Source organism: Polymorphospora sp. NPDC051019, from assembly GCF_040683055.1.
In the GTDB taxonomy this organism is placed as follows: domain Bacteria; phylum Actinomycetota; class Actinomycetes; order Mycobacteriales; family Micromonosporaceae; genus Polymorphospora; species Polymorphospora lycopeni.
This window is the reverse complement of the sequence record NZ_JBFBCH010000002.1, coordinates 512,556-529,251: the sequence shown is the minus strand read 5'-3', so window position 1 is coordinate 529,251 and position 16,696 is coordinate 512,556. Positions and strand designations below refer to the sequence as shown.

General features: G+C 72.0%; 12 protein-coding genes. 5 read left to right on the top strand and 7 right to left on the bottom strand.

Features of this window, described 5'->3' with window-relative positions; translation table 11 throughout:
* Positions 1–10: 10 nt before the first annotated feature.
* Together AB0M79_RS06470 and AB0M79_RS06465 are read right to left on the bottom strand one after the other, a co-directional pair.
* Positions 11–1,186, bottom strand: a complete 1,176-nt coding sequence (locus tag AB0M79_RS06470) for a methyltransferase domain-containing protein (protein WP_364208498.1) — start codon at positions 1,184–1,186, stop codon at positions 11–13.
* Positions 1,183–2,223 carry an SDR family oxidoreductase gene (locus AB0M79_RS06465; RefSeq protein ID WP_364208495.1) on the bottom strand — a complete coding sequence of 347 codons (1,041 nt, stop codon included), beginning with the start codon at positions 2,221–2,223 and terminating at the stop codon, positions 1,183–1,185. The genes AB0M79_RS06470 and AB0M79_RS06465 overlap by 4 nt, the downstream gene beginning before the upstream one ends.
* 269 nt (positions 2,224–2,492) lie before the next feature.
* Here AB0M79_RS06465 and AB0M79_RS06460 point away from each other — a divergent pair, with 269 nt between their 5' ends.
* The 5 genes from AB0M79_RS06460 to AB0M79_RS06440 are packed head-to-tail and all read left to right on the top strand — an operon-like array spanning position 2,493 to position 7,809.
* On the top strand, positions 2,493–3,722 hold the full coding sequence (locus tag AB0M79_RS06460) for a class I SAM-dependent methyltransferase (protein WP_364208492.1): 1,230 nt from the start codon (positions 2,493–2,495) through the stop codon (positions 3,720–3,722).
* Positions 3,722–4,567 (top strand): glucose-1-phosphate cytidylyltransferase, encoded by an 846-nt coding sequence (locus AB0M79_RS06455; RefSeq protein WP_364208489.1) that lies wholly within the window; start codon positions 3,722–3,724, stop codon positions 4,565–4,567. Before AB0M79_RS06460 ends, AB0M79_RS06455 begins: the two co-directional genes overlap by 1 nt.
* Positions 4,567–5,205: a PIG-L family deacetylase gene (locus AB0M79_RS06450; RefSeq protein ID WP_364208486.1), complete on the top strand. Its 639-nt coding sequence runs from the start codon at positions 4,567–4,569 to the stop codon at positions 5,203–5,205. The genes AB0M79_RS06455 and AB0M79_RS06450 overlap by 1 nt, the downstream gene beginning before the upstream one ends.
* A 22-nt stretch (positions 5,206–5,227) precedes the next feature.
* Positions 5,228–6,544, top strand: coding sequence for a polysaccharide pyruvyl transferase family protein (locus tag AB0M79_RS06445; protein ID WP_364208483.1), 1,317 nt, complete (start codon positions 5,228–5,230; stop codon positions 6,542–6,544).
* A complete protein-coding gene (locus AB0M79_RS06440; RefSeq protein ID WP_364208480.1) occupies positions 6,544–7,809 on the top strand; it encodes a Coenzyme F420 hydrogenase/dehydrogenase, beta subunit C-terminal domain in 1,266 nt (421 codons plus the stop codon). The genes AB0M79_RS06445 and AB0M79_RS06440 overlap by 1 nt, the downstream gene beginning before the upstream one ends.
* A 675-nt stretch (positions 7,810–8,484) precedes the next feature.
* On the opposite strand, the gene AB0M79_RS06435 is transcribed toward AB0M79_RS06440, so the two are convergent.
* The 5 genes from AB0M79_RS06435 to AB0M79_RS06415 all read right to left on the bottom strand — a co-directional run bounded on the left by AB0M79_RS06435 (position 8,485) and on the right by AB0M79_RS06415 (position 16,670).
* Entirely contained in the window at positions 8,485–9,861 is a 1,377-nt protein-coding gene (locus AB0M79_RS06435) for a right-handed parallel beta-helix repeat-containing protein (RefSeq protein ID WP_364208477.1), read from the bottom strand.
* Positions 9,862–10,089: 228 nt separating this feature from the next.
* On the bottom strand, positions 10,090–11,166 hold the full coding sequence (locus AB0M79_RS06430) for an AI-2E family transporter (RefSeq protein WP_364208844.1): 1,077 nt from the start codon (positions 11,164–11,166) through the stop codon (positions 10,090–10,092).
* 325 nt (positions 11,167–11,491) lie between these two features.
* A complete protein-coding gene (locus AB0M79_RS06425) occupies positions 11,492–13,417 on the bottom strand; it encodes a hypothetical protein (protein WP_364208474.1) in 1,926 nt (641 codons plus the stop codon).
* Between the two features lie 227 nt (positions 13,418–13,644).
* Positions 13,645–14,907, bottom strand: coding sequence for a DivIVA domain-containing protein (locus tag AB0M79_RS06420; RefSeq protein WP_364208471.1), 1,263 nt, complete (start codon positions 14,905–14,907; stop codon positions 13,645–13,647).
* 659 nt (positions 14,908–15,566) lie between these two features.
* Complete coding sequence (locus tag AB0M79_RS06415) at positions 15,567–16,670, bottom strand: TIGR03621 family F420-dependent LLM class oxidoreductase (RefSeq protein ID WP_364208468.1); 1,104 nt, start codon at positions 16,668–16,670, stop codon at positions 15,567–15,569.
* Positions 16,671–16,696: the final 26 nt, after the last annotated feature.

The following is a 16,696-nucleotide window of genomic DNA, read 5'->3' as shown; positions in this document are numbered from 1 at the left end:
TCCTCCGGTCTCAGGCGACCAGCAGTTGGGCGGTCACGCCGAGCTGGCGCAAGGTGGCGGTGATCTCCTTACGGTATGCCGGATTCGTAATGATCACTGACCCGGTGCCCAGTTCCGCGAGCGTCGCCGGATCGGTGACCTCGTGCCCGGTGACCGGCAGGTAGCGCCCCCACTTGCGCGGGTTGACGTCGACGACGGCGGCGAGCCGGTGGTCGGGGTCGGCGAGGTGCAGGAACTGTACGCCGCGGGAGCCGGCACCCCACAGCACCGGCCGGTCACCCTCGGCGATCAGTCGGTCGATGGTGGTGCGCCAGTGGTCGCGCTCGGCGTGGTGGCGGTCGGCGAAGCCGGCGATGGACGTGAGTTGCCGGTCCCGGTCGGCGGTGTCGGGCAGCGGCGCGTCGGACCGGGGCGGCCCGTCGGCGTTCACGGAGAACTCCACGAACCGGAACATCCCGGAGAACAGCGGCCCGGTCGCCTCGACCCGCCAGCCGGCCCGCTCGACGATCGACCGCAGCGCGTACGCGTCGAAGTACGACACGTGCGGGTAGATCACCTCCCAGCCGGCGGTGGCCAGGTCGTAGCAGGCGTCGGGAACCTCGATGTAGCCGTGGACGGTGCGGTCGCCGGCGAGTTCGCGGAGCCGGACCAGGAAGCCGTACGGGTCGTCGAGGTGCTCGAACCAGTGCCGCGAGGTGACGAAGTCGAACGCCGGAGTCGAGTCGTCGAGCGGGGCGTGGGTCGAGTGGAACACCGCGCCCGACGGGTCCTCGCCGACCGGGCCGGCGTACATCGCGTCGTAGCCGTGCCCGCGGGCGCCGGAGACGTGGCACAGCTCACGCAGGAACTCGCCCTGCCCGCAGCCGACGTCGAGCACGGTCGCGCCCTTGAGCGGGTAGCGGTCGGCGAGATGCCGGACCAGTTCGGCGGAGAACGCCTGGAACGCCGGTGAGTGGTGCAGGTTGGTGTCCATCGTGGTGTCGTAGACCAGTGCGGCTGGGTCGAACGCCACGTTGCGCACGTACGCGCAGGACGGGCAGTAGGCCAGCCGCATCTCGCCGAGCGGCGACGCCAGCGCCTCGTCGCGGCTGGCCCAGTGCACCCCGCAGAAGACCGGGATCGTCCCCAGGTCGGCGAACGGGACCAGTTCGGCGGCCCCGCAGGCGTGACAGGCCTGGCCGGTCATGCCGCCCCGCCGGCGGTCCAGCGCAGTTCGCCGTCGAGCCGACCGGCACCCTGCAGCGACTGGATCCGGCGCAGCCGCTGGTGCCGCTCGCCGCGGAAGTCCTCGATCGTCAGCCCGTGCCGCCGGTAGGCCTCGACCAGTTCCTCGACGCCCTTGCGGACCGTCCAGCCCGGCTGGAAACCGGGCACCTCGGCGGCGACCAGGTCGCAGCTCACCCGGTAGTTGCGGGCGTCGGCCGACGCCCCGCCGGCGAACGTCACGGTCGAGCCCGGGACCACCTCGGCCACCACCTCGGCGACGTCCCGGATCAGGTAGTTCTCACTGGTCTGCCCGATGTTGTACGCCTTGCCGTGCACCACCTCGCGGGGCGCCTCCAGCAGCGCCAGGAACGCCGCCGAGATGTCCTCGATGTGCACCAGCGGCCGCCACGCCGACCCGTCGGAGAGCAGGCGTACCTCGCCGGTCAGCAGCGCGTGTGCGGCCAGGTCGTTGACGACCAGGTCGCCGCGCAGCCGGGGCGAGAAGCCGTACGCGGTCGCGTTGCGCAGCGACACCGGGGAGAAGTCGTCGTCGGCGAGGCCGGCCAGCCCCTGCTCGGACAGGATCTTCGACTCGCCGTACGGCGTCACCGGGGCGAAGCCGGCGTTCTCGTCCAGCGGCCGGTCGTCCAGGCCGGCGCCGTAGAGGCTGCACGACGAGGAGAACAGGAAGCGGGTCACCCCGGCGGCCTTCGCCGCTTCGGCCAGCCGCACCGTGGCCCGGTGGTTGATGTCGTACGTCAACTCGGGGTTGAGGTTGCCGATCGGGTCGTTGCACAGCGCCGCCAGGTGCAGCACCGCGTCGAAACCGGCCAGGTGTTCCGCCGTGACGTCGCGCAGATCCACCCGTACGGCCGGCACCTCCGCCGGGGCGGGACCGATCAGGCAGTCGGCGAACAGGTCGATGTCGAGCCCGGCGACCTCGTGGCCGGCGGCGGTGAGCATCGGCGTCAGCACACTGCCGATGTAGCCGTGGTGACCGGTCACGAGAACGCGCATGGCAAAGCCCCCGCAGTGTCTTCGGGTGTGGGAGGCCGAGTCTATGAGGGGTGCGGTGACCGGGCCGAAGAGTGTCAGACTTCTTACTCAAGTGCCCTGGTGGGAGGCGCTCTGGCTAGCGTTTGCCAGACGCACGTCGGGGACGGCGCGCCGGCGTCCCGCGCCCGGGAGCCGGCGGTGCCCCTGGGCCCGCACCCGACGGCAGCGTCGGGTGCGCCCACACCACGGAACGCCTCGACCGACATCCGCATACGCGTGGGGGAAGCTCAATGACCGTTGCCGAATGTCGGCTGTGCGCCACGGCGCTGACCGAGACCTTCGTCGACCTGGGCATGTCGCCCCTCTGCGAGAGCTACCTGCCGGCCGAACGGCTCGACTCCGCGGAGACCTTCTACCCGCTGCACGTCCGGATCTGCCCGAGCTGCCTGCTCGTTCAGCTCCCGGCATACGTGCCCGGGGAGGACATCTTCTCCGACTACGCCTACTTCTCGTCCTTCTCCGACTCGTGGGTGGCACACGCCAAGCGCTACGCCGACACGATGGCCGACACGCTCGGCCTCGGCCCGGACAGCCTGGTGACCGAGGTCGCCAGCAACGACGGCTACCTCCTCCAGCACTTCGTCGCCCGGGGCGTACCGGTGCTCGGCGTCGAGCCGGCCGCCAACATCGCCGAGGTCGCCAACGCCAAGGGCGTACGGACCCGGGTGCACTTCCTGGGGGCGGAGACCGGCGCCGCGCTCGCCGCCGAGTACGGCCGCGCCGACCTGGTGGCCGGCAACAACGTCTACGCCCACGTGCCCGACCTGGTCGGCTTCACCGCCGGGCTGGCCGCCCTGGTCAAGCCGGACGGGCTGATCACCCTGGAGTTCCCGCACCTGCTGCGGCTCATCGAGCGCCGCCAGTACGACACCATCTACCACGAGCACTACCAGTACCTCTCGCTGCTCACCGCGCAGCGGGCGCTGGCCACCGCCGACCTGGTCGCCGTCGACGTCGAGGAACTGTCGACACACGGCGGGTCGCTGCGGGTGCACGCCCGGCACGCGGCGGCGGCCGGTGAACCGTCCAGCAACGTCAAGTCGGTGCTGGAGGCCGAGGCCGAGGCGGGGCTGCACACCGTCGACGGGCACCGCGGTTTCGCCGAGGCGGTCTTCGACATCAAGCGCGATCTCGTCGAGTTCCTGCTCAACGCCCGTGCCGAGGGCAAGCGGGTGGTCGGCTACGGGGCCCCGGGCAAGGGCAACACCCTGCTCAACCACTGCGGCATCCGGTCCGACCTGCTCGAATACACCGTCGACCGGAGCACCTACAAGCAGGGCCTGTTCCTGCCGGGCACACACATCCCGATCCACGCGCCGGAGCGCATCGCACAGGACCGGCCCGACTACGTGCTCGTGCTGCCCTGGAACCTGCGCACCGAGATCTCCCAGCAACTCTCGTACGTACGGGAATGGGGCGGCCGGCTGGTCTTCCCGATCCCGGCCCTCGAGGTGGTGTGATGAAGGTCGTCCTGTTCTGTGGTGGCCTCGGCATGCGGATGCGGGAGGGTGCCGCGTCGGCGCCCAAGCCGATGGCGATGATCGGCGACCGGCCGCTGCTCTGGCACGTCATGCGCTACTACGCGCACTTCGGCCACACCGACTTCGTGCTCTGCCTCGGCTACGGCGCCGCCGCCGTCAAGGACTACTTCCTGCACTACGACGAGACCCTCTCCAACGACTTCACGCTGGCCCGCGGCGGTCGCGACGTACGGCTCTTCTCCTCCGACATCACCGACTGGAACATCACCTTCATCGACACCGGGCTCAACTCCACCATCGGCGAGCGGCTGATGCGGGTCCGCAAGCACGTCGAGAACGAGCCGATGTTCCTCGCCAACTACGCCGACACCCTCACCGACGCGCCGCTACCGGAGATGATCGAGCGGTTCCGGGCCTCGACGGCCACCGCCAGCCTGCTCGCCGTACCGGTGCAGTCGACCCACCACGTCATCGACATCACCGACGACGACCAGGTCACCCGGGTACGGCCGATCCGCGAGCTGATGCAGTGGGAGAACGGCGGCTACTTCGTCCTGCGCCCGGAGATCTTCTCCGCGCTGCGCGAGGGCGAGGACATGGTGCCGCACGCGTTCGAGCGGCTGCTGCCCGAGCGCCGGCTGCTCGCCCAGCGGTTCACCGGGTTCTGGCGGGCCGCCGACACGTTCAAGGACCGGGCCGAACTCGAGGAGCTCTACCACGCCGGCCGCTGCCCATGGATGCTCTGGGACGGCAACCGCAACGGTGGCGGCGGCGCCGCCAGCGCCCTGCTCTCGTCGCCCGGCGCCCCCGCGTTGAGCCGTTGATGCCGGGCCTGCGCCTGACCGGGATACGCCGGGTGGTGCTGCTTGGCGCACACCCCGACGACATCGAGATCGGCGCCGGCGGGCTGCTGCTCGGCCTCGCCGCCGCCAATCCGCGGTTGCGGGTGCACTACGTACTGCTCACCGGCAGCCCCGACCGCCAGGCCGAGGCGCGGGCGGCGGCCACCGCCTTCCTGGCCGGTGCCGAGCTGAGCTTCGCCCTGCACGACCTGCCGGACGGCCGGGTACCCGCCCGGTGGGGCGACGCGAAACGGATCGTCGACGAGACCGCGCGGACGTTCGGCGCCGACCTCGTCGTCGCCCCCGGCACCGACGACGCCCACCAGGACCACCGCACGCTGGCCGAACTCGTGACGACGTCGTTCCGGGCCGCGCCGGTGCTGCACTACGAGATCCCGAAGTGGGACGGCGACCTCGGACGGCGTAACTTTTACCTGCCGCTCAGCGAAGAGCGGGCCCGCCGCAAGGTTGAACTGCTGCACTCCAGTTTCCCGTCGCAGAAGGACCGGGACTGGTGGGACGACGAGGTCTTCCTCGGACTGGCCCGACTGCGCGGCATCGAATGCAGATCCCGGTACGCCGAGGCGTTCCGGTGCGAGAAAGCGGTGATCGAGCTGTGAGCGAGCGGAGCGTGGCGGCGGGATGAGCGAGCGAATCGACGGTGGGAGCCCGCTGTCGGCCTGCCTGTTCGGCGTACCCGGATCACATCTCAACCTCGGCGTCGGCGCGCTGCGCGCCGCCACCCTGGGCGGGCTGCTGACCCGGGAACCGGCCGCGGAGGTCACCGTCTTCGACGACGGCTGGGGGCAGCGGACCGGGCGGGCGTACGTCGGCGGGCGGCCGGTGCCGATCGGCCTGGCCGGCGCCCGGCACTCGCGCCGCTACCACCGGCCCGAGTCCTACCTCAACATGCGGGTCAGTGCCGCCCTCGGCGGGCTCGGCAACAGCGGCATCGCCAAGATCGACGCCGCGGACGTGGTGCTCGACGTCAGCGGCGGCGACAGCTTCAGCGACATCTACGGCGAGCACCGCTTCCGGACCGTCGCCTGGCCCAAGCGGCTCACCCTGCTGCGCCGGCGCCCGCTGGTCTTCCTGCCGCAGACGTACGGGCCGTTCAAGTCGACCCGGGTCCGCGCCGAGGCGGTCAGCCTCGTCCGCGGGGCGGCGATGGCCTGGGCCCGCGACCCGGAGAGCTACGCCGCGCTCGGCGAGCTGCTCGGCGCCGACCTCGACCCGGCCCGCCACCGCGAGGGCGTCGACGTGGCGTTCGGCCTCGAACCCCGCGAACCCGACGAGCCGGCCCACGAGCAGTTGGCGACCTGGTTCGCGGCCGTACCCGGGCCGGTCGTCGGCATCAACGTCAGCGGGCTGATGGTGCGCGCCGAGGGCGCCGCCCAGTTCGGGCTCGCCGCCGACAGCGGACTGGTCGCCCAGCGCCTCTGCGAACGCCTCCTCGACGAGTCGGACGCCCGGATCGTCATCGTGCCGCACGTGCGGACCCCCGGCGGCACCGACGACGACACCGCCGCCAGCGAGCGCCTGCACGCCGCCCTCAGCGCCCGGCACGGCGACCGGGTGATGATCACGCCGCCCGGTCTCGACCCGCACCAGGCGAAGTGGGTCATCCGGCAGACCACCTGGTTCTGCGGCATGCGGATGCACGCGACCATCGCCGCGCTGTCGTCGGCCGTACCAGCGGCGATCCTCGCCTACAGCCTCAAGGCCCGCGGCGTCTTCGCCAGCGTCGGTCAGCAGCGCCACGTCGCCGACGCCCGCGAACTCGGCGACGACGACCTGCTCGACGCCCTGTGGCGATCCTGGACGAGCCGGGCCGAGACAGCCGCCGAACTCGCCGAACGTACCCCGGTCGCGATCCGCCGCGCCGGTGAGCAGATGGACGAGATCGTCGCCCTGGCCCGCACCGAACACGCCAACCGCAGCACCGCCGGAGCCCGTTGATGCCCCAGCCGCAGACCGTCCACGACGTCGCCGACCACAAGCTCTGCACCGGCTGCGGTGTCTGCGCCTACCTCGCGCCCGACGAGGTACGCATGGTCGACGTGCTCGAGTACGGCCGCCGCCCGCTGCCGATCACCCCGGTCGCCCGCGACGGCGCCGGTGCCGCCGCCGCGGTCGCCTGCTGCCCCGGCGTACGGCTGGAGCACGACACCGAGCGGGCCGCGCCCGGCGAGATCGCCGAACTGCGCGCGGCATGGGGGCCGGTCCGGGCCATCTGGGAGGGGTACGCCGCCGACCCGCAGATCAGGTTCGCCGGCTCCAGCGGGGGAGTGGCGACCGCGCTGGCCGCCTTCTGCATCGAGCGGCAGGGCATGGCCGGCGCGCTGCACATCGGCGCCCGCAAGGACGTGCCCTACCTCAACGAGACCAAATACTCGCTGGGCCGCGACGACCTGCTCGCCAACGCCGGCTCCCGGTACGCCCCGGCCAGCCCCTGCGACCGGCTCGACCTGATCGAGTCGGCCCCCGCGCCGAGCGTCTTCATCGGCAAGCCCTGCGACGTCGCCGCCGTACGGATGGCCCGGCAGGTCCGGCCGGCCCTGGACGCCAAGGTCGGGCTGACCATCGCGATCTTCTGCGCGGGCACCCCGACGACGCAGGGCACCCTGGAGATGCTCAAGGCGCTCGGCGTGGACGACCCCGGGCAGATCGAGTCGGTGCACTACCGGGGCAACGGTTGGCCCGGGCACGCCCGGACCCGCCTGGTCGACGACCCGCCGGGGCAGGAGCGCAAGCTCACCTACGAGCAGTCGTGGGGCGACATCCTGCAGAAGCACCGGCAGTGGCGCTGCTACCTGTGTGCCGACCACACCGGCGAGTTCGCCGACGTCGCCGTCGGTGACCCCTGGTACCGCCCGACCGACGGAGACCCGGGTCGCTCACTGGTCCTGGCCCGCACCGAGCGGGGCGTACGTCTCGTCGAGGCCGCCATCGCCGCCGGTGCCCTCGTCCTGGAGCCGGTCGAGCCGCGCATCCTGCCCGCCTCGCAGCCGAACCTGCTGCGGGCCCGGGGAGCCGTCTGGGGCCGCCTGGTGACGTTGCGGGCGGCGGGTCTGATGACCCCACGCCTGAAGCACCTGCCGATGGCGACCATGTGGCGGCACAACCTGTCGACGAAGGAAAAGTTGCAGTCGACGGTCGGCACGCTGCGCCGCGTCCGCCGCAAGCAGTTGCGCACCCGCGCCACCCTCACCCCCATGGACTGACCGCCCCGTACCCCCACCCACAGCCCCGTCCGCAGGGCCCGCCCGCCTGTGGCCGGCGGGTCGCGGGCCGTGGCCGGCGGGTCGTGGGCCGTGGCCGGCGGGTCGCGGGCCGTGGGGCGCGGGCCGTGGCCGTGGGGCGCGGGCCGTGGGCGCGGGGTTCCCCCACTGGGCCGATCAAGGGCTCGTCGTGGGTCTTCTGTCTGGATTGTCGCGTGATTTGTCCAAGGTCGACGGGGTCGGCCTGCGGAGAGCGACGGCTCGGACCTGACCGGGGCGCGGCTGACCACCGGGCTCGGCGGCGTCGGGGTACTGCTTTCACTGGCCACAGCGAATTCGCTGTGGATACGCCGAATTCGCTGTGGAGCCGAACAGTGATGTACCCGCCGGGTCCCGACGAGTGGCGGCGCGAACGAGGGACCGAGCGCGCCGGGTATCACCGGCCGTCCCGCCGGGCCGGAATGCTGCGCCCCGTGCAGGCGGCGGGAAGCGCGACCTTGACCGTCACGTCACGTCCCGACCACGGCCGGCCCCTGAGTACGAGCCGGCCGCCGACCGTGGCCGCACCGTCGCCGAACCGCCGGCCCGAACCGTCGGCCCGGGCGTCGGTTCGAACCGCGGCCTGGGCCGGCGGCCCCCACCGTTGGCCCGGGCGCCGGTCACCGGGCGCGGGCGTGGTCAGTCGGTGACGACCGGCTGCTTGTTGTCCAGGTAGACGTTGCTGGACTCCCAGGTGACGCCCGGATGGTTGTGCCGGGCGACCACGCCGTAGCGGAAGTCGCGGCCGAAGACGTTGCGGCGGAACACCACGTTGGACGCGTTCGTGTCGTCGCGGATGTTGATCGAGTAGTTGCCGCCGTTGCAGTAGTTGTCCTCGAAGGTCAGGTTGCTGACCTGCGGCCCCGTCGTAGAGCCGACCATAAGGCAGGCGTTGAACGGGTCGCCGGTGCTCGCCCGGTAGGTGTCCAGGCGGTTGTGCCGGACGACGATGTTGCTGGCGCCGGTGGTCTGCAACGCATCGTTGTGCGAGCCGCTGGCCCGGGCCAGGTCGTGGATCCAGGAGTCGACGATGGTCACCCGGGAGCCGAGCCGGGGGCCGTCGATCACGTTGTGGATGTTGACCCGGCGCAGGGTGTAGTTGCCGCAGCAGACCGCGGCCGAGTTCTGGCCGCCGCCGTTGATCTCGACGTCCTCGACGACGAGGTTGACGGTCGTGTCGTAGGTGCGGATCGAGTACGTGCTGCGGTCGCAGTTGATTTTGGACTTGCGGATGGTGACGTTCTTGGCGCGTACGTCGACGCAGCCGTTGATGTTCAGGCCGGAGACGACCTGCCCGTCCTTCTTCAGTTCCAGCGAGCCGGAGTTGGTGAGCCGGGTGCCGGCGGGCACGCCGGTGTTGCGCTCGTTCGGCCACGACGACGGCAGCGTGACCGCGCCGGAGCCGGCGGACCGGCTGGCCGACGGGGAAGGGGAGGCGCTCGGGGCGGCGCCGAGGAATCCCGCGCCGCCGGGGCCACTCGGGGTCGGGCCGGCGGTGGGCGGTGCGGCCTCGGCCCCGTACGGCTGGCCGTCGTGCCGGGAGTCGGCGATGACCGCGGGTGCCTCCGGCGTCTGGGCGTACGGCTCCCGGCAGCCGTAGGTGCTGACCCGCAGCGCCGTGTAGCCACCGGGGACGATGCCGTCGGTGTCCCGGGTGGTGCACCGGATCTCGGTGTCCTCGATCACGGTGCCCCGCACGCCGTCGCGGATGCGCAGGGCGGCCGAACCACCCGCGTTCAGCACGACGGCGCGGATGGTGACGTTGTCGGCGGCGACCTCGATCGGCCGTTCGATGGTCTGGTCGGCGACCAGCTTGCCCGGCTCGGTGATGACGAGCGGTGCGCCGCGGTCTTCGGGAGCGAGGAAGGTCCAGGCCGTGTAGCCGGCCGCGGCCACGACGGCCACGCACAGTCCGATGACGACGAGCAACGGCGGCCGTTTGGCCCGGTGCCGGCGTGGCCGTCGGCCCGGGGCCGGCTGCCTGACCTCGACGGGCATCGCGGCGGTGTGGGTCACGATTCTCCCTGAGGTCGCGATCGGCGCCGCTCGACGTGTGGCTCGGTGGGCGGGCCGGGGCCCCGCCGGGCTGCCGTGGCACCGGGTCGCCCGGCGCCGACCAGTCGAGCGGTCGGGCAGGTCTGCCGCCGGGCCTCCCGACGGACGCTGTGCTGCCCAAACCCGCTGAACCATACAAGTCCGCTACGACGGCTCACAACCCCGCGGCGGTTGAACTATGGGCCAAAATCAGCGGGACTCCTGCCGGGGCAGGACGACTTCACGCAGGACGAGTTGCACCGCGGCGACCGCCGGAATCGCGATCAGCGCACCGATGACGCCGACAAGGGCGACACCGAGCAGGGCGGCGACGATGGCGGCCACGTCGCTGACCTTCACCGACCGGCGCATCACCTTCGGATAGATGAGGTAGTTCTCGATCTGCTGGTAGACGACGAAGAAGACGACGCAGGCGATGCCGACCGGCAGCGACATGGCGAAGCCGACCAGGCTGACGATGACCGCGCCGAGGGTGGCGCCGATCTGCGGGATCAGGTCGCAGACCGCGACCACGACGGCCAGCGCGAACGGGTACGCCAGACCGACGATGGTGGCGAAGACGTACGCGCTGACGCCGGCGAGAACCGCGATCGACAGGGCGCCCACCAGGTAGGCCCCGACCTTGGTCAGGATCTCGTCGCCGATGAGTTGCACCCGCTCCCGCCGGGAGGCCGGCACCAGCGCGTACGCCAACCGCTTCAGCCGCTCGAAGGTGGCCATGAAGTAGATGGTCAGCACCAGCACGGTCAGCACGTTGAACGCGGTGCCGAAGATGAACCGGGCGCCGCCGAAGACGCCGCCGAGGGCCCGGCCGATGGTGTCGGCGTTCGCGGCGGCCTGGACCTTCTCGATCACGTCGTAGCGCTCGACGAGTTCGTTGACGGTGTCGTTGCGCCGCAACTGCTCCACATAGGACGGCAGCTGCTCGATGAACTGGCTGGACTGGGTGACGACCGGTGGCACGAGGGCGAAGACCCCGCCGCAGAGCAGCAGTACGACGGTCAGTCCGACCACGGTCACCGCGAGCCCGTGCGGCAGTCCCCACCTGCGCAGCCGTACGACCGCGGGGTTGAGGCCGATGGCCAGGAACAGCGCGATGAAGACCAGGACCAGCATGGACGCCGCGTTGCGCAGGGCGAGGAACGCCGCGTACGCCAGCATGAGGCCGAGGCCACCGGTGAACCCGATGAGGAACGCGTTGCGGCGCAGCGGCGGGCCGGGCTTGCCGAACCGGCTCTCGATCCCGCCCGCCAGGGCATCCGCCACCCGGGCCTCGGCGGACCGGGCGGCGTCGGCCGACTGGCCGGTCTCGGCGGAGCGGCCGGCGTCGCCGGGCCGGGCGGCGTCGCCGGGCCGGCCGCTGTCGGCGGCCGGCCCGCGGGCACCGGCGTCGGCCGGACCGGCGGGTTCGCCGGGTGTGGACGGCGGCGTCTGCCCCGGGTTGTCGTCCGGCACCGGGACCTCCCGACGTCTCGCCCCGGCAGGATGCCGAAAGCCCGAACCGGGGCGCCCCGGCCGACCGGCTGGTCGGACACTTCGGGCACCCCGGTCCGCAGACTAACCGGCCGGGCCGGCCTGGGCCAGCAAGGCGCTACTTGTCGGCCGCCACCTTCCGCGACCTGCCGTCGGTGCTCCCGGCCGCCTTCGTCGCCGGCTTGGCCTGGTCGCCGCCGCTCGCGACGGTGGCCGTGATGACCTGGGTGTCCTCGGCGTCGGACTCCGTGGCCGGCGGGGCGGTGTCGTCCGCCCCCTCGACCTCGCCGGCCGGCGTCCCCGCGCCGTTGGCGGTCGGTTCGGCCGTGGGCCGGCTGCCGTTGGGCGTCCCGTTGCTCTTCGCCCGGTCGCCCGTCGCCTTCTCGGCCTCGGCGCGGTCCGCCGCCGCGTTGTCCTCGGCCGCGGTCTGCGCGATCGCCCGGTCGGTGGCCGTGTCGTCGGTCTTGGCCCGGCTCTTCGCGGTCGTGATGACCTGGGTCGCCTCGGCGTCGGTCACCTCGTCGGCCGGAGCGGTGTCGGCCCGGCCCCCGGCGTCGCTCGTCGCCCCGTCGGGCCGGGCACCGTTGGCGTTCGCCTCGGTGCCGTCGGCGGCCGCCAGCGTCTTGAGCAGGACGGTCTGGTCCGAGATGGCGGAACCGTCGCTCGGGGCCTGGGCCAGGTCGAGTTCGGCCTGTGCCTCGACGGTGCCGCGTTCGGCCTTGCCCGCCGAGCGCTGCGCGTCGAGCAGGCGCTCCTGCTCGACCGTCAACTGCTGCTGCACCTCGGCCAGCCGGCGCTGCATCTGGTCGGACTCCTGGCGGGTCTTCACCGTCGCGGAGCGCATGTCGGCGAGCGCCTGCTGGGCCTGCGCCACCTCCATCGACACATCGGCGAGGTGCTGTCGGGCGACGGCCGCCTCGTGCTGGGTCGTGGCGAGCAGTTGCTGCGTCGTGGCCAGGTGCTGCTGCGCGGTCGCGGCGTGCTCCTCGGACTGGCGACGGACGAGGGTGGCCTGCTCGTCGGCCTCCCGGCGGACGGCGGTGGCGTATTCCTCCGCCTGTCGCCGCGCGTTGGCCACGTGCTCGTCGGCCTGCCGGTGCAGTTGCGCGACGTGCCGTTCGGCGTCGGCCCGCATCGCCGCGATCTCCTGCTCGGTGGCCGTCCGCCACTGCGTGAGTTCCTGCTCGGCGGTGGCCCGCCGGGCAGCCAGCTCCTGGTCGCCGACGGCCTGCCGCTGGGCGATCTCCTGCTCCACGCTGGCCCGCCAGATGCCCAGCTCCTGCTGGGTCTGGGTGCGGACCTGCTGGACGTACGCGTCGGTCTCGGCGCGGGTGCGCTCGACGTACTGGTGGGTCTCCGCCCGGGTGCGCTCGACGTGCGCCTCGAGTTCGGCCCGCTGCTGCGCCACGTACGTGTCGATCTCACCGCGCTGCTGCGCGACGTAGTGCGCGGTCTCCTCGGCCGCCTCGCGGGCCTCGCGCTCGGTCTTGGCGCGGGCCTCCTCGTTGGCGGTGGTGAGCCGGACCGCCTCCTCGCGGGCGGCCGCGATCGACGCCTCGATCTCCAGGCGGCGGGCCTCGTCGGTCCGCTCTTCCTCCTCCCGCCGGGCGGCGAGGGCGAGCTCGAAGTCGCGGATCGCGTCGGCCGCCTGGGTACGGGCGTCGTTGAGCACCTGTTCGGCCTCGGCCCGACGCCCCTCGATCTCCTGGGCGGCGTCGACCTGGATCTGCTCGGCCTGTTGCTCGGCGAGGGTCATGATCTGCTCGACGAGCGGGCCGAGGTGCCGGAACGACACCTTGTCGACCACACCGACCTGATTACGGACCGTGGCCAGGTCACGCTGTAGCTGTTCGACCTGCCCGGCCAGGGTGTGGATCTGGGTATACGCCTGTTCACGTTCGGCGGCGAGGGTGGTGATCTCGTTCTCCGCGCGGACTACGTATCGATCGACCTGCCGTTTGTCGTAGCCCCGCAGGGCCGATTCGAAGCTCGGCTCCGTAGTCACATCTCCGCCAAGGTTGAACAGTTCTCCGCCGTGCGCCATGCACCCATCCTCACACGCGAGCTTCAGCCGTGCGGCGATACACACCGTCCCGAGGTGGCACAGGTAACTCCTTCTGAAATGGCCGAATGTGATGTATTTCCAACGGCTTGCGCAATGACGGGCCGCGCCGGAGAATCCCGGCGCGGCCCGTCAACGCTCAGCCATGCCCCTTGGCGCCTGGCGCCCGCCCGGGCGGTTGGCCTGCTCGGAGGGGTGCCATACGGTGATCAGCCGGCCGTTTTGGCCGCCACGCGGTCGGTCGCGTCTTCCTTGTCCGCTTTGGCGTCGGCCGCCTTGGCGTCGCCCGGCGGCTGCACGGTCGGCACGATGCCGGCCAGGCCGGAGAGCATCTGGCCGAGCTGCGCGGTCACCGCGTCCTTCTGCCGGGTGAGGTCCTCGACCTCGCGACGGGCCGCCTGGGTGGTCAGCTCGGCCTCGGTGCGCGCCTCGTTGAGCAGGCGGGTCGACTCCGCCCGCGCCTCGCTGAGGGTCTTGTCGGCCAGGGCCTTCGCCTTCTCGACGGTCTCGGCGGCGCTGCGCTCGGACTCGATCCGGCGGGCCTCCGCCCGCTGCTCGATCTCCTTGGCCCGGTCCTGGGCCGCGCGGGCCCGCTCCTCGGCCTCGGCCACCATCTTCTGGGTCTGCGCGACCTGGGCGGCGTGCCGCTCCGACTCCTCGCGCTCGGCCTTCTCCCGCCGCTCGGCGAGTTGCAGCTCCAGGGCCTGCAGGTCCTTGTCCCGCTTGTCGCGGGCGTCGGTGAGCAGCTTGGTCGCCTCGGCGCGCTTCTCCTCGGCCTCGCGGGCCGCCTTGGCGCGTTGCTGGGTGATCTCCCGCTCCGCGGTGGCCCGCAGGGTGGCGACCTCGCGCTCGACCGTCGACTTCAGTTCGGCGACCTCGTGGGCGGTCACCGTACGGAGCTGCTTGGTCTCCCGGTCGGCGTCGGCGCGCAGGGTGTCGGCTTCCCGGCGGGCCTGCACCCGCACCTCGGCGGCTTCCCGCTCGGCGGCCGTGCGCACGCTGCCCGCCTCGCGTTCGGCGGTGGCCTTCATCGCGGCGGCCTCGGCGCGGGCCTTGTCGGTGATCTCGCGGGCCTCGAGGCGGGCGGCCGAGAGGATGCCCTCCGACTCGCGCTTGGCCTCGCCGCGGTGGTCGTTGGCCTGTTCTTCGGCCAACCGCAGGATCTGCTCGACCCGGGTGCCGAGACCGGACAGGGTCGGACGGTTGTTCTCTTCGAGTTGCTTGTTGGTGTCGGTGAGCTTCTGCTCGACCGAGTTGAGCCGTTGCTCGGCCTGGCGGAGCCGGCGCTGGGCGTCGTTCATCCGCTGCTCGGCCTCGCCCTGAGCCTGCTGAGCCTGGGTGAGCGCGGCGCTTAGGCGGCCGACGAAGTCGTCGACCTGCCCACGGTCGTATCCACGCAGGACGACGGTGAAGTCGTGCTGCGAGGTCGCGTTCTCGAAGAACGCAAGGGAGGATGGCTGCTGCTGGGGCATTGGGACATACTGGCAGACGCCCCGGGGGGCTTCGCAAGAGCGGACCCGGCCATGTCGCCGCGACCATCGCTTGGTCAACTTATGCCAAAGGCGCCAATGCCGAGGTAGGCCCGGCGTGTCGCGCTTTCGCCCTGATCAGTGCGTTGGCCAGCGCCTTCCCCATCATGTTGTCGACCCGCCGGAAGTGAATCGGAAAATCCCGGGCTCGATTGATAATCGTACGAACGTTGACAACGTACAGTGACCATGCGTGTTGATCTCAACGGAGTGGGGAACGTCATTGCCTGAATGTTCCGGCGCGCCGTTGTTCGGCTCGCCGGATCCGCCGGTTGGACGGTGTGGACGGTCTTCCGGTCTGTCCGGAAAGGACTTCGGGGGGACCGGCGGCGGGGGGCGGAAGACGGCGCGCCGGCCCCGTCGGCTCGTGCCGAGATCGTTACTATCGGTTACTGTGCGAGGTCGCCGACCTGCCCGCCGGTCGCCGGTCGGCGGTCGCCGCGGTGGTGGTGGCGCGCGCCGTGGGCAATCGCCCGTGAACCGGCCGCACGGCTACCCGATCGGGTGATCGATCGAGGCCGCCGTCGTACGGCGGCGCCCGGCCCGGCACCGGCCGGCGCCAGTGGTCGCCGACAATGCGCCGCCCGGCCGGACGGCGCCGGTCAGCGCCCGGCCAGCCGCGCGACGATCGGCGCCGCCGCGTCGAGATTGCCGCCCAGGTGCAGATAGTTGATGCCGTACCGCTCCCGGATCGCCAGCAGCCGGTCGACGCACTCGTCGACACTGCCGTGCAGCACCGAGGGCGACGCGGCCAGCGCCTCCGGCGGGGCCAGGGCGGCATGGCTGGACGTGGAACGGTGCTCCTGCCCGCGGTGGGTGACCCGTACGTCGAACATCCGCAACTGGAACTCCAGGCCGGCCGGGTCGCGGCCGGCCGCGACGGCCGCCGCCCGGGCCCAGTCCACCTTGCGGTCCATCCGCTCCGGGCTCATCTCGGCGACCGCCGACAGCGGGTCGACATCGGGGGCCAGCCGGGGGTTGATCCCGATGATGTCGGCGGTGCGCCCGGCGAGTTCGAGCACCCGGCGGCTGCCGCCGCCGACCAGCAGCGGGGGATGCGGGCGCTGCACCGGCTTGGGCAGCCCGTCGAGACCGGTGATCCGGTAGTGCTTGCCGGCGAAGTCGACCGGCTCCGCGCCGAACAGGGCGGTGATCACCTCGATCGCCTCGGCCAGCCGGTCGACACGTACGCCGGGCGGGTCGAACGGCAGGCCGGCCGCGTCGTGGTCGTCGCGCATCCAGCCGGCACCGAGCCCGATCTCGACCCGGCCGCCGGAGAAGACGTCGAGGTTGGCCATCGACTTGTGCAGCAGCACCGGGTGGCGGAAGTCGTTGCAGAAGACCATCCCCAGCACCCGCAGGTGGCTGGTGGCCTCGGCGGCGACGGTCATCGCGACCAGCGGATCCATCGCCCAGCCGCCGGTGAAGTGGTCGGAGACGGACACCGAGCTGAAGCCCAGGTCCTCGATCCGGCGGATCTCGTCGCGCCACCGGGACGCCGGCCGGTTCAGCCCGGGCATCGAGGCGGTGAAACGGAACGGAAGCGGGGCGGCGATCGCGTCCTCCCAGGTGGCGGCGGTAGAGGCCGACTCTAGGCCAGCGGTGCGGCGCCTGCGCGGGCGCAGGCAGTCGGATTGGCGACAGGCCCCGTGGTCAGGGGCCGAACTGCCCTTCCGGGACGCCGGACGGCGGCATACCGTGGCCACCGTTTACACAAGAAGGCAGGAGGCCC

What these genes read in the sequence shown, in the direction of transcription:
- AB0M79_RS06470 (WP_364208498.1), bottom strand. Translation starts at nt 1,186, where the DNA reads ATGACCGGCCAGGCCTGTCACGCCTGCGGGGCCGCCGAACTGGTCCCG.
- AB0M79_RS06465 (WP_364208495.1), bottom strand. Translation starts at nt 2,223, where the DNA reads ATGCGCGTTCTCGTGACCGGTCACCACGGCTACATCGGCAGTGTGCTG.
- AB0M79_RS06460 (WP_364208492.1), top strand. Translation starts at nt 2,493, where the DNA reads ATGACCGTTGCCGAATGTCGGCTGTGCGCCACGGCGCTGACCGAGACC.
- AB0M79_RS06455 (WP_364208489.1), top strand. Translation starts at nt 3,722, where the DNA reads ATGAAGGTCGTCCTGTTCTGTGGTGGCCTCGGCATGCGGATGCGGGAG.
- AB0M79_RS06450 (WP_364208486.1), top strand. Translation starts at nt 4,567, where the DNA reads ATGCCGGGCCTGCGCCTGACCGGGATACGCCGGGTGGTGCTGCTTGGC.
- AB0M79_RS06445 (WP_364208483.1), top strand. Translation starts at nt 5,228, where the DNA reads ATGAGCGAGCGAATCGACGGTGGGAGCCCGCTGTCGGCCTGCCTGTTC.
- AB0M79_RS06440 (WP_364208480.1), top strand. Translation starts at nt 6,544, where the DNA reads ATGCCCCAGCCGCAGACCGTCCACGACGTCGCCGACCACAAGCTCTGC.
- AB0M79_RS06425 (WP_364208474.1), bottom strand. Translation starts at nt 13,417, where the DNA reads ATGGCGCACGGCGGAGAACTGTTCAACCTTGGCGGAGATGTGACTACG.
- AB0M79_RS06420 (WP_364208471.1), bottom strand. Translation starts at nt 14,907, where the DNA reads ATGCCCCAGCAGCAGCCATCCTCCCTTGCGTTCTTCGAGAACGCGACC.